Origin of the sequence: Pseudohongiella sp. SYSU M77423 (assembly GCF_029911965.1) — a bacterium.
Classification (GTDB): Bacteria; Pseudomonadota; Gammaproteobacteria; order Pseudomonadales; family Pseudohongiellaceae; genus Pseudohongiella.
Window position 1 is genome coordinate 96,897 of sequence record NZ_JARYTH010000006.1, and the last position, 13,588, is coordinate 110,484.

The following is a 13,588-nucleotide window of genomic DNA, read 5'->3' on the forward strand; positions in this document are numbered from 1 at the left end:
GTTCTGATGAGTTATTTTGTTGTTTTAGCTTGTCAGGGTCTGGCGTATTTTCAGGAGTTGTTTGAAGCATTTGGGATTGCTGAAAAGCAGCTCTTTGCTCTGTTGTACCTGCGGATTGCCCTGAGGATCTCCCAGCAGAGCACCAGACTCAAGAAGAATCAGGCGGGCGGCAGCAATGGCGGTTTCCGGCTGCTGTGCGCACCAGGCAGCATCCAGTCGTCCGGATGCGACATGCGCCATGTCCAGAGCTGGACATCCGCTGATCTGAACCCACGCCGGCAGCGCCTGCAGGCTGGCCAGGAGTTTCTGCATGATGACGGTCTCGCCCTGAGGGTCACCATCCAGCGCGATCATGGACTGCTCAAGCTCACTGGCCTTGCCAACCCGGATACGTGTCGCATTCAGCTGGGCACCGTCGCCCTTGCTGGCTGTGAATTCCTGATTGGTAGCCGGATTGACGAGTACGCCCTGAGTAATGCCCTTGCTGGTTTTCAGCGCTACGGAAACGCAGAATGCTCCTACGCCACGATAGAAATTACGGTTGCCCACGATAGGGTCTATCAGCCAGGTGTTGGCACGATCTGCACCCTCGGTATAACCACTGATGCGCGATTCGACACTGAAATCAGGGTAAGCCTTGCGCAGGTGATAGAGGATGGTTCGCTCCGCATCCAGGTCCATGCTGGTCACCAGGTTGCCGCCATGGTCTTCAACAACATTGACGCGATCCAGGCGGTCGCTGACATGGGCGATTTGTTCGGCGGCGCTGCGGGCGGCGCGGAGGGCAATATTGATAACTGGGTGCATAGTCTCGACAATCGGGAGTGAATCAGCCGCCAATGATAGCAAAACGAGAGCAACGCAGATAGTTTGTTATCAGGCTGTTATAATCCGGACCCATTTTATAAACATCAACGGACGCGGAGAGATCTTTGAGCCTGCCCGAATTTTCCAATATCCAGGTCGTGCTGGTTAATACCTCACATCCCGGCAACATCGGCGCCGCCGCGCGCGCCTTGAAAAATATGGGGATTCCCAACCTGCGCCTGGTCGATCCCAGGGACTATCCCAGTGATACCGCAACCTGGCGTGCGGCATCGGCCACTGACGTGCTGGATAGGGCAGAGGTGTTTCCCGATCTGCAGACGGCTGTTGCGGATTGCGGACTGGTGATTGGCGCCAGTGCCCGGTCACGCCGGATGCCATGGCCGGTGCTCAGCCCCCGACAGTGCGCGAATCATGTGGCAGCAGACGCCGGTCGCAACAAAGTTGCGCTGGTGTTTGGCCGTGAAGACAGCGGTCTGAATAACGAAGAGCTGCAGCTCTGCCATTATCACGTACAGATTCCCGCCAATGAAGAGTACAGCTCGCTCAATCTGGCGGCGGCTGTGGTGGTGATCTGTTATGAGGTGCGGGTTGCCATGCTGGATGCGCTGTCGGCAGGTGAGGCGGCACAACCGGTTCACAGTGGTGATTTTTACGATGCCAGCGTTGAAGATGAGTACTGGGATGTGCCCAAGGCAGATAACCACCAGTTGGAACTGTTCTATGCCCACCTTGAGCAGGTGCTGACTGACATGGACTTTCACGATCCCAAAAACCCGCGCTTGCTGATGCCACGTATGCGCAGGCTGTTTGGTCGGATACGTCCGGACGCCATGGAAATCAACATACTGCGCGGCGTGCTGACCTACATTGATGATCACGTTAAACGTGCCAATCGCAATGATGCCGGGGATGACTCCGCTGCGTAGTGACCTTTTGACTATCGAACCCCCCAACACAACAACCCAAAATCAAGTGCAGGAACCCTATTCAGTGTTAACAGCGATGTATGAACAGATTGCCGCGGAGATCGGCGCGAAAGCCCAACAAGTAACTGCCACTGTTGCCATGCTGGATGACGGCGCGACAGTCCCGTTTATTGCCCGCTACCGGAAAGAAGTGACCGGAGGCCTGGATGACACACAGCTGCGCAAATTGCAGGAGCGCCTGGTCTATCTGCGTGAGATGGAAGATCGACGAGAGGTCATTCTCAAGAGCATCTCCGAGCAGGAGAAGCTGACGCCGGAGCTGGAAGCTCAGATCCGCCAGGCGGATACCAAGACTGCTCTGGAAGATCTCTATCTGCCCTACAAGCCCAAGCGCCGCACCAGGGCACAGATTGCCAGAGAGGCGGGCCTGCAGCCGCTGGCCGACAGCCTCTACGACAACCCGACGCTGGACCCGGAACTGGAAGCTGAGAAATACATTGATGCCGACCAGGGGGTCGCCGATGCAAAAGCAGCATTGGACGGCGCCCGTCACATTCTGATCGAACAGTTTGGCGAAGATGCAAATCTGCTGGGCAAGCTGCGGGACTTCTTCTGGGGGCACGCGCATATGATCTCGGAGCTGGTGCCGGGCAAGGAACAGGAAGGTGCCAAGTACCGGGATTATTTTGAATTTTCGGAAGCGGTTACGACCATTCCCTCGCACCGCGTGATGGCCCTGTTCCGTGCCAGAAACGAGGGCATCCTCAATCTGAAGCTGGATATCCCGGTCGACGAAAACGCACCACCAGCGCGTCACGCCTGCGAGGGTATGATTGCCTCGCACTGGAAGATCAATGATCAGGGCAGGGCAGCTGACAAGTGGCTGGCAGATGTGGTGCGCTGGACCTGGCGCGTCAAGGTACATACACACCTGCAGACGGACTTTCTGACTCAATTGCGTGAGCAGGCGGAAGAGGGCGCCATCGATGTGTTTGCCCGCAATATCAAGGATCTGTTGCTGGCGCCGCCAGCTGGCAAGAAAGTCACGATCGGTCTTGATCCGGGTCTGCGCACCGGCGTTAAACTCTGCGTTGTGGATCAGACTGGCAAAGTGCTGGACCACGGTGCAATTTTTCCGAACGCGCCTCAGCATCGCAAGGCGGAGGCGGCTGCCGTATTAAAAGCGCTCTGTGATAAATACCCGGTTGAACTGATCAGTATCGGCAATGGTACCGCGTCGCGTGAAACCGACCAGTTTGTGGGTGATTTCTGCAAACAGTTCCCGCAGTTCAAGCTCAAGAAAGTCATGGTCAACGAGGCGGGTGCATCCGTGTATTCAGCTTCGGAGTTTGCCTCACAGGAACTGCCGGATCTGGACGTCACCATCCGCGGCGCCGTGTCCATTGCGCGCCGACTGCAGGATCCTCTGGCCGAGCTGGTAAAGATCGAACCCAAGTCGATTGGTGTTGGTCAGTACCAGCACGATGTCAGTCAGGTGAAGCTGGCCAGAAGTCTGGACGCAGTGGTCGAAGACTGTGTGAACGCAGTGGGTGTGGATGTCAATTCAGCGTCGGCTCCATTGCTAAAAAGGGTGTCCGGTCTCAATCAGTCGCTGGTCAGCAATATTCTGGAATTCAGGGACCAGAATGGTCAGTTCCGGTCGCGTGAACAATTGAAGAAGGTGCCCAGGTTCGGGGATAAGACATTTGAACAGGCAGCTGGTTTTCTGCGTGTCCATGAAAGTGAGAACCCGCTGGATGGGTCCGCAGTGCACCCTGAGTCCTATCCGCTGGTTGAGGAAATCGCACGTCGCAACAATCGCGACGTGAAGTCACTGATCGGTGACGCTGCGTTTCTGCGCGGCCTGAAGGCCCAGGATTACGTCAGCGAGAAATTCGGTCTGCCCACTGTTCAGGATATCCTCAAAGAGCTGGAGAAGCCCGGTCGTGATCCGCGTGGCGAATTTAAAACAGCGGAATTGAAAGAAGGTGTTGAGGAAATAAAAGACCTGGTGCCGGGCATGATACTCGAAGGCACTGTCACCAATGTCACCAACTTCGGTGCATTTGTTGATGTAGGGGTGCATCAGGATGGCCTGGTGCATATTTCAGCCCTGTCAGACAAGTTTGTTAAGGATCCGCACGAAGTGGTGAGTGCCGGCCAGATTGTCAAAGTCAAAGTGCTGGAAGTTGATCGTGAAAGAAAACGAATCGCCATGACCATGCGTCTGGATGATCCCTTGCCGCAACCTGGCGAGAAAAGCGATGGCAGTCGTTCCTCGCGTGGTGGCGCCCGGGCTGCAACATCCACCCGTGGCAAGAAGGACTTTGGAAAAGCGGCTGACAACAAGCGTCAGACCGGTACGATGGCGGCGTTGTTTGAGCAGGCTCTCAAGAACAAGAAATAGCTTGTGTTACTTTTTGGACAATGAGTCTGAATAAAAAAAAGGCAGCTCAGTTGAGCTGCCTTTTTTGTTCGGTAAACACCTGGGAGTTGATCAGAACTCGTACAGGAAACCAACTGACGCGGTACGTGCCTTGTTCGGGCGCGCGCCGTCGGGATCGCGTGAAACAATCTTCTGTTTGTCGAACAGGTTTTCTACTTTAAGGAATAACTCAACACCGTTATTGATGGTGTAGCGGCTGATCAGATCGGTAACGAACAGAGTGTCAGTTCTAGCGTATGGGCTGACCGAGTTGTTACACCCGATTGACACACACATTTCGTGCACCAGCTTGCCGACGATGTAGTTGTTCCAGCCATTGGCCAGCTCCAGACCACTACGGACACTGAAGATATTACGTGGTACGTCTTTCAGCTCGTCACCCTTGTTCACACCAGCCGTTGCATCAGTACGTGTGATCTCGGCATCAGTCAAGGTGTAACTGAAATCGAAGGGCACAGACGCGTCGCCTACCGCAAACCGGTTGCCAAACTGAACTTCCAGGCCCTGAATCACTGCTTCACCAGTAGTGTAAGAGCCACTAGTTTCGCCGTTGCTGCAGGGGCTGGCCAGTGAGCAGTTCTCACTCTTGTTCGAGAAGTCGCTGTAAAAACCGATCAGTTCAGCGAACAGGGTGCCGCTCTGGAAACGGAAGCCGGCTTCATAATTATCGCTGGTTTCCGGGTCTTCGTTAGGTTGTGCGCCTGCACCCAGTGGAGAAAATCCGCGATGCACGCCAGCCAGGATCTGGAAACTGTCGCTGATCTGATAGGTCAGTGACACGCCTGGCAACCATTCGCTGGCTTCGTTGTTGGTAATACGGTTCAGCGAGCTGCGGTCCAGAGTTGCGTAACGATGTTCGCTGGTGGTGACGTTTTCGTGTCGCAATGCCGCGTTGACGGTCAGCGCGTCCGTGACCTGCCAGGTATCCGTCAGCCAGAAGGTCACTGCATCTGCAGAACCTACACGATTGTCGCCGGAACCTGGCTGGATACGGCGGTCGTAGATCAGTCTTGCGCCGGCCTGGTTGTAAACATCAACGGGCTGGAAGCGGTCTGATTCGTCTTCGTGAGTGCGCGCACCGAACTCGATCAAGTGATCGCCCTGGTTATGCGTCAGATTAACTTCAACACCGCGTGATTCGTAACTACGATTGTTGTTCTTGTAACGCAGTCCATTCACGTTCCCTGATCCGTCCAGAATTGCCTGGGCACGCTCATCGCCGCGGTTGGCAGCATCAATGTACGCACCACCGCCGTCGAGTTTGAACCAGTTACGTTTGAAATTGTTCTGGTAGGCATTCGCGCTCAAGCTTGTGTTGTCGCTTAGCGCCAGAGCATAGCTGAGCTGGATCGACGAGTGACGATTGCTCATATCATCAATGGATGACAGGCCGTATCGACGGTTGGGGTTGGCTTCGAAGTCGGCATCGGTCAGACCCAGATAGGTTTCCAGAGAGGTTTCCTCTGAATACTGCAGTTTTAGCAGCAGGCTTTGCGCCGGTCCTTCTGTGGATTGCCAGCCAAGCTTGGCAACGTAATCCTCAATACGATAGTCGCCGGCATCGTTGCTGCGATCGGTGTCCTTAAAGCTTTCACCATCGCGCTGTACGGTTTCCAGCAACCAGCCCATGGATTCGCCCTGTCCACCTGCCCAGGCATGCAGATCGACGCTGCCGCGCTCATCAATCACGGTTTGCACGCTGCCAGCACTTTCCTGCGGAATGGGCGTGCTGACCAGATTGACTACGCCACCGGTGGTCTGAGGACCATAGCGAAGCAGTGGCGCGCCTTTCAGGACTTCAACGGTGGACTGACGGGTCGCGGTAGGGAAGTAGTAGGCTGACGGGTCGGCGTAGGGCGCCGGTGCCATCATGATGCCGTCTTCCATGATGGTGACTTTGCTGCTGCGCTCGGATGTGGCGCCGCGGATACCGATATTCGGGCGCAGTCCCAGGCCTTCTTCTTCACGGATGTAGACACCCGGCACGGTTTTCAGAAGCTGGTTGATATCTGTGGCAGCTTCAATGCGAATCTGCTCTCCATCAATCACAGCGCCGGAGCCGGCCACGGTGCGGGCGTCTTCACGGCTGCCAATGATCAGGAATTCCTCGACATTCGAGGCGTGGGCGCCGACAGTTGATCCCATGATGATGGCGGACACAGCAAATTGCAGACGCTTGTTGCGAATCTTCATATAACTCCCCTGAGGATAGTATCGTCCTATGGTGTTGGCGCATTGCCTGCGATTTCTTTGAGCGCATGACGAATGCAAAAAATTGCGCCAATCATAGTGTTAATCATTCTCGTTAGCAACGTAAATCGCATTTGAGAATGAGCCTCAGAGGGTTTCCAGGATCAGTGGATACGGCGTTTGACGGACTTTCTGCCCAGCTTGCCACCAGCAGTGTGTCGCCGTCCACCTGCGCCATGTCTCGCCGCAGCGCGCGGTGCGGATTTTCCACCCCTCGCGGGTTTGTCGTCCGGCACCAGGCAGTGTGGCGCGCTGCCGATAAGGTCGTCACGTCCCATTTTGCGCAGGGCCGTGCGCAGCATCGGCCAGTTCTTGGGGTCGTGGTAGCGCAGGAAGGCTTTTTGCAGTCTGCGCTGCTCGATGTCCTTGCTGACCGTGACCGATTCACTTTTGTAGGTCACTTTCTTAAGTGGATTCTTGCCGGAATAGTACATCGCCGTAGCCAGCGCCATCGGTGATGGATAGAAGGTCTGCACCTGGTCGGGCTTGAACTTGTACTTCTTCAGCCAGCGCGCCAGATTCATCATGTCTTCATCATCGGAGCCGGGGTGGGCAGCAATGAAATAGGGAATAAGGTACTGTTCCTTGCCAGCCTTGGCCGAAAAGTGATCAAACATGCGTTTGAATTCATCGTAGGCGCTGATGCTGGGTTTCATCATCTTGGAAAGCGTTTTGTCTTCGCTGTGCTCCGGTGCGATCTTCAGGTAGCCGCCAACATGGTGTGTCACCAGTTCTTCAACGTATTCCGGATCCTTGATGGCCAGGTCATAGCGCAGGCCTGAGGCGATCGCCACACGTTTTACCCCGGGAATGGCGCGCGCCTTGCGGTAAAGTTGTGTCGTAGGGCTATGGTCCGTATTCAGATGCTGACAGATGGTCGGATAGACGCATGACAGGCGTTTGCAGCGCTTCTGGATCTCCTGGGACTTACAGTTGAGTTTGTACATATTGGCAGTCGGGCCGCCAAGGTCGGAGATCGTGCCGGTGAATCCAGGCACCTGGTCGCGAATTTTTTCAATCTCGCGAAGAATGGAACCCTCTGACCGGCTCTGGATAATGCGTCCTTCGTGCTCTGTTATCGAGCAGAAGGTACAGCCGCCAAAGCAGCCCCGCATGATATTCACCGAGGTTTTGATCATATCGTAGGCAGGAATACGGGCATTGCCATATGACGGATGCGGGCGACGCTGATAGGGCAGGTCGAACACCCCGTCCATTTCGTCTGTTTCCAGCGGAATCGGTGGTGGATTGACCCATACGTCCAGCGTACCGTGCTTCTGAACCAGTACCTTGGCATTGTAGGGGTTGGACTCCTGGTGCAATACCCTTGAGGCGTGCGCATACAGTGCAGGGTCTTTTTTCACCTTGTGGTATGGCGGCAGCCGGATATATGTGCGTTCAGGATCGCTGTCGAACTGTCGGTGCAGCGGCAGCGGTATGATGCGGACCGTCGTTACGGTTTCAGCATCAGGCACAGGCGCTTTGACTGCTACAGCGTCGCCCCCGGCCATGCTCACAGTCTGCCCGGCTTTGGCGAGTTCGCGTGTCTTGGTGTCGGTCGCCTGGTCGTGTGGCACTTCGTAAGGGTTCGGAATATTGTCGATGCGGCCTGGCCAGTCGATGCGGGTCGAGTCAATCTCGGTCCATCCAGCCGGTACATCTCTGCGCACAATAGCCGTACCACGCACATCGGTCATCGTCGCCAGATCCCTGCCATTTGCGATCTGATGAGCAACCTCAACCAGCGCCCGCTCAGCGTTGCCATAGAGCAGAATATCGGCGTTAGAGTCGATGAGTATGGACTGGCGAACCTGGTCGCTCCAATAGTCATACTGTGCTATACGGCGCAGGCTTGCCTCTATGCCACCGATGACGATAGGCGTGTCGTAGAATGCCTCACGGCAGCGCTGACTGTAAACGATCACCGACCGATCGGGACGCTTGCCCGGTTCTGCATTCGGTGTATAGGCATCGTCGCTGCGGATACGCAGGTCCGCGGTGTAGCGGTTGATCAGCGAGTCCATGTTACCGCCGGTGACCCCGAAAAACAGATTCGGCTTGCCCAGGGCTTTAAACGGCTCTGCACTTTGCCAGTCGGGTTGCGCAATGATGCCCACCCGGAAGCCCTGAGCCTCCAGCAAACGTCCAACCACAGCCATGCCAAAACTGGGGTGGTCGACATAAGCGTCCGCGGTAACGATGATGATATCGCAGCTGTCCCAGCCCAGCGCATCCATCTCCGCCCGTGACATGGGCAGATAGGGAGCGGTGCCAAAGCACTCGGCCCAGTAACGCGGATATGAAAACAGATGTGGCGGTTTGCTTGAGTCGGACATGTCGGCGCGGGATACCTGAGAAATTCAGCGCCATTCTACACGATTGTGGCCCTGACATGAATGATAGCCTGAAGCTGGCGCTATGCTGTATTGCGCACCTGACCGGAGAACTGCGTCGCTTATTGCGCGGTACCTCAAATAGGTCTGTCGGTACGGTCATTATTCGCCATCAGCCGGCCCCACACTGAGTCGCAGTGACTGTCCGTTAACCGTGACGGCGCCATCAATGACAGATATATGGCTTAGCGCACGGCCATTGCTGATGCGAGTCCAGCCCTGTAACTGAATGATCTGCAACAGGTCTTTGCCAGCCCCGGCGCCCAATGCATCGGCATCGGCATCGAGGTAGAGTTGAAGGTTGCCGGGTATCGGTTCGTCTGCAGCCCTGGTCAGAACAGCAGGGAGCGACCAATGACCACGTGATTCCAGCCAGTGTTCACCGCCGAGGGCGCTGAATCCTGCGATACCCCGGAGCGCGGCAATAGTAGGCGACTCCATGGTCAGCACCGCTGACCCGGATAAATGCGGTGTGTCCGGCCCGGTAACTGGATCGAGGTTGATCAATTGAAATTCCGCAATTGCCAAAGGCGTGTCACGCAAGTGCCGGATAATGGGGCCGTGAGTGACTGACAATTGTGTACGTTGCGTGGCGGTTTGTGAGCCATCAGCGGACAATACAGGCCCCGCAATCGTCAGGTAGTAATTGCTGGTGAACCAGCCGGGTTCAATCCTGTCCAGATGCACGGACAGCAGGGCGCTGTATGGATTGCTGTTGGTCGCCGCAGTCAACAGCGCTGACATCTGATGACGCACGCCCAGACCAATCAGCCCGGGTAATGAAACAGCGATCAAGCCTGCCAGCAATGCGATGGTCAGTATAAAGTTGCGAATTTTTCTCAATAGTTTGCTCAATTTTGCTTCCGGTCCGCTCATTCTGTCGCCTGGGCGCTGCGCTACTTAAGGTCATGTTCATCAGACCGGTTCAACACGCAAAGATCACAAAGGATGATAGGCAATATTCTCGGGTTTTATACAGGATAAAGCGACAATTTTCGCCGTTAATTCGTTTGCAATGCATTGGGGGTTTGGCTATCGTTGAAGCGCTTTTCTCAGTGGTACCGTGTGTCTTTTCTCTGCCTGTTGCTGGCCGAAGACCCGGTTTAGTTCTGAACGGCCTAGTGAAATCAGCAACATGTAACCGCTGTTTAGGTTTTTTACATAACAATAATGAGGAGTAGTCTCTCATGTCCAGATGGCTTGTCAAAAAGAGTCTGGCTTGCGCGATAGCTGGCTTGACAACAGGTGCTGTTGTTATGCCCGCTTTTGCCCAGCAGTCAGATGAAGCACAGGAAGTTGAAGAAGTCGTAGTAACCGGTTCTTACTTGCGCGGCAGTCCGCTTGATGCGCCATCCCCCGTGCAGGTCGTCGACAGAACCTCTATAGAATCCCAGGGCGCGGCCCAGATATGGGACGTTGTCAAGAATCTCGAAATCAACTCTGGCTCCATTTCCAATGAAGGCGCAGAAGGCAGTAACGCAGCGCTAGGTACCCTGTCCGGCACCGCCAACATCAACCTTCGCAACCTGGGCGAAAATTCCACACTGACTTTGATCAACGGCAAGCGCCAGGTCGCTGCTGCAACAACCACCCCATCCGGTGGCGAATTTGTTGATATCAACACAATACCTCTGGTAATGGTGGAGCGGCTGGAAGTTCTGACCGACGGTGGTTCAGCACTCTACGGTTCGGATGCCGTGGCCGGCGCAGTGAACATCATCATGCGCACAGATTTCGAAGGACTTGAAGTCTACGGTGATATTCAGGGTATCGAAAAAGCCGGGGACAAGTTTGACAAGACCGGCAGTGTGATCTGGGGCTGGGCGAGCGAGACCGGTGCCACCAATTTTGTCCTGGCAGGTGAGACATTCCGCCGTGATCCGGTCAGTGTCGAAGATGCCCGCTACTTTGATGAACGCTCTGAGTTCTCAGCGACAGTCGGTGGACTTGGCACCATCATCAATCAGTCTTCTTTTGGGGCCAGGCTGAACAGAGACTATATCAATCAGGCGGCGATCGATCAGGCCGTTGCCGAGGGCGGTGACGCCTCGCTTCGCTACACAGATCCATTGTGCAGCGAATTAAGCTCTGCAGACGGCACACCGTTTTTTGTCGGCACCAACACTGCGCCGCGAGGTGAGCCCAGCTCAAGCTGCCGCGAGTATTCCTACGAGTGGAACCTGCTGGCGGTCGGCATGGAGCGTAACAGTATTGCGGGTGCCTTCAGTCACAGCTTCAGTGAGAAGGCCGAATTTTATTCATTCATGCAGTGGTCACACAGCGACATTGAGCGCTCTGACTCTGGTGCCGTAAGCTCCCGTGGTCCCACAGTGATGTTGGCGCAGCCGGGAGCGCATCAGGGCAATCCGCTGATTCCGCTCGGCGCACCTGCCAATTACAGTATCGGCCGTTATGCCGAGCTGGGCTCCATGGCGCCTCTGATCGGTCTGGATGCACCTTCCTCCATACCCAATGCGCCGATCGCAGGCTATAACGGCGGGCCCAATGTGCCGATGTATGCCAATGTCAATATTGGCAATGCGCCTCGCCTGGGCGGCAATAAAAACCGCAATGAAACCGAGACTGTCGGAATCCAGGCCGGATTAAAGGGTGAGTTTTATGCTCTTGGCGACCGTCGCTTCAATTACGATGTTGGTTTCTCCTGGAGTGGCACGAGCTTTGAACTGGAGTACCAGACTTTCCAGCGTGACCGCGCCGAACTGGCAGCAAACGGCCTTGGTGGTCCCAACTGCACTCCCAACGGGCGCGCAGATTTTGATTTTATCAGCGCGGGTGCGCAGCACCCCGCCGCGTTTCAGGCCGCCAATGCCCTGGCTACCCGGCTTGGGATAGCGCCTCAAATCCCGACTTTCTGGGGAGCCTACGGAGCCGGTCTGACGCAGACCTTTTTCCCAGGATTCGTATTGACGACTCGCGAGAGTCTGTCGCTGGCGCTAACCAGTAACAACCAGGGGCAGGACGGCTGTCAGTTCTACAACCCGTTCCTGACACAGATGACTGACAGTAATCTGGCCAACTCTCAGGAACTGGTCGACTGGATGATGCCGACCGTCAAGCGTGCCGACAAACGTAACCAGCTTGCGGTATTTGATGCAGTAGTCTCCGGCGAAATGTTCGAAATGACAGGTGGTACCGCGCAATTCGCGGTGGGTGCACAGCTGCGCAAGCAGAACAATAAATCCAATGCACCAGCCATCAACCTGCCCGGTATCCCCAATGCGATTCTGGGGTATGACGAAAACGGCGTGCCGGATGAGTTTCACTACGTCAGCAATAACTACGAGTGTTCTCAGTGTATTTTCAATTACGACACCGATCGTGATGTCAGTGCCGTATTCACAGAGCTTTCACTGCCGATTCTGGCAGACGTTGAAACACAACTGGCGCTTCGCTACGAAGACTATGGCGGTTCCATCGGTGGCGAGCTGACGCCGAAAGTGGCAGCAAGCTGGCGCATCACAGATGAGCTGCTGCTGCGTGGTTCTTTCTCGCAGTCGTTCCGTGCGCCCAACCTGGGTGTGGTCGAGGCGGGCCTGGAGGCTGGCGAAATCACCTTCCGTGATCCGATTCGAAATCAGGCGGTTCGCGCCGGACTGCGGCCTGCTACCAATGAATTCGCCGAGCCAAACACGACCTATTCAGTGGGTGCACCAGCGCCTGATGTTGGTAACGAGTCAGCCAATACCTATAATATCGGTTTTCAGTGGACACCTTTTGGTGCCCTGGATGGCCTGTCGGTAGGCGCTGACTTCTGGCGTTTTGAGGTGAAAGACCGGGTATTGCCTCAGCCGGGTATTTCGTCAATTGAAGGCGAAATAGCTGCCTTCGAGCAAGCGGCCCAGAATCCTGCCAACTATGTGTTCAACAGCTCACTGGGCAGTGATGCCGCGGTGCGCAACGTGGCCTGCGATCCTGCGGCGCTGGAAGCGGAGTGGGGCAGTAATCCGGACAATTCACGCAATGCCGCGGGCGGCGTCATAGAGGGCTCCCGGCTTGACTGCGTCGTTGACCCGGCTACCTATGTCGTACCCAATGTTGTTCGATCGGTAGGCAGCACTACGGCTGCGCTGATAACCATTCAGAGCTCCACAATCAATGCCGGTGAAATAGAATCGGATGGCGTGGACCTGAAGCTGGCCTACGACTGGCAGACTGATGTCGGTCGTTTCCGTGCCAGTTCTGACTTTACCTACGTCAACAGCTACGAGCTGATTGATGTGCCTGGGCTGGAGCTGGGCCTGATGGAGACCGGCGTATTCGACGCGGCAGGTACTACAGGTGATGGCGTGCTGGTCCGCTCGCTGCCGGACCTGAAGGGCAATGTAACTGTGGGCTGGTCAAGCAACAGCCTGGCGCACAGTGTTTCGGTGATCGGCCGATTTATTGGCTCTTACGATGATCTGGCCTATGCGAGCACATTCGAGGCAGGCAATGACTATGTGCGATCGGTAGTGCAGGAGAAAGTCGACAGCTACAGCAGTGTTGACCTGCAGTACAGCTATCGCCATGAATGGGCCAACCCCGATCTGGGCAGTGCCACGCTCACCGTTGGTATGCTGGACGCATTCAATGCTGAGCTGCCATTCCGCTATCAGGGCGCACTGAACTACGACGCCAGTGTTTTTGATGGCCGGGGTCGTCGATTGTACGCCAGGGCATTGCTGCAGTTCTGATACAGCCGCCTGGCAATCCTTTAAAAAAACGGGCCTGAGACAAGGCCCGTT

General features: G+C 55.6%; 6 protein-coding genes and 1 pseudogene. 3 read left to right on the forward strand and 4 right to left on the reverse strand.

Annotated features, from left to right (window positions below; all coding sequences use genetic code 11):
* Window positions 1-24 precede the first annotated feature (24 nt).
* On the reverse strand, window positions 25-807 hold the full coding sequence (locus tag QGM61_RS13500; RefSeq protein ID WP_281133264.1) for an inositol monophosphatase family protein: 783 nt from the start codon (window positions 805-807) through the stop codon (window positions 25-27).
* A gap of 125 nt (window positions 808-932) precedes the next feature.
* On the opposite strand from QGM61_RS13500, the gene QGM61_RS13505 reads away from it, so the two are divergent.
* Window positions 933-1,754 (forward strand): RNA methyltransferase, encoded by an 822-nt coding sequence (locus tag QGM61_RS13505; protein WP_237134542.1) that lies wholly within the window; start codon window positions 933-935, stop codon window positions 1,752-1,754.
* Window positions 1,755-1,830: 76 nt separating this feature from the next.
* The gene (locus tag QGM61_RS13510; RefSeq protein ID WP_237134684.1) at window positions 1,831-4,161 is read left to right on the forward strand and encodes a Tex family protein; all 2,331 of its coding nucleotides are present in this window, start codon (window positions 1,831-1,833) and stop codon (window positions 4,159-4,161) included.
* A 90-nt stretch (window positions 4,162-4,251) separates the two neighbouring features.
* Here the strand turns inward: QGM61_RS13510 and QGM61_RS13515 are convergent, their stop codons facing one another.
* The 3 genes and pseudogenes from QGM61_RS13515 to QGM61_RS13525 all read right to left on the reverse strand — a co-directional run bounded on the left by QGM61_RS13515 (window position 4,252) and on the right by QGM61_RS13525 (window position 9,698).
* Window positions 4,252-6,393, reverse strand: a complete 2,142-nt coding sequence (locus tag QGM61_RS13515; RefSeq protein WP_281133265.1) for a TonB-dependent receptor family protein — start codon at window positions 6,391-6,393, stop codon at window positions 4,252-4,254.
* Window positions 6,394-6,641: 248 nt separating this feature from the next.
* Window positions 6,642-8,786 (reverse strand): annotated as a pseudogene (locus QGM61_RS13520) (YgiQ family radical SAM protein); the annotation flags it as partial.
* A 159-nt stretch (window positions 8,787-8,945) separates the two neighbouring features.
* A complete protein-coding gene (locus QGM61_RS13525) occupies window positions 8,946-9,698 on the reverse strand; it encodes a hypothetical protein (protein WP_281133267.1) in 753 nt (250 codons plus the stop codon).
* A 332-nt stretch (window positions 9,699-10,030) separates the two neighbouring features.
* Here QGM61_RS13525 and QGM61_RS13530 point away from each other — a divergent pair, with 332 nt between their 5' ends.
* Window positions 10,031-13,537 carry a TonB-dependent receptor gene (locus tag QGM61_RS13530; protein WP_281133268.1) on the forward strand — a complete coding sequence of 1,169 codons (3,507 nt, stop codon included), beginning with the start codon at window positions 10,031-10,033 and terminating at the stop codon, window positions 13,535-13,537.
* Window positions 13,538-13,588: the final 51 nt, after the last annotated feature.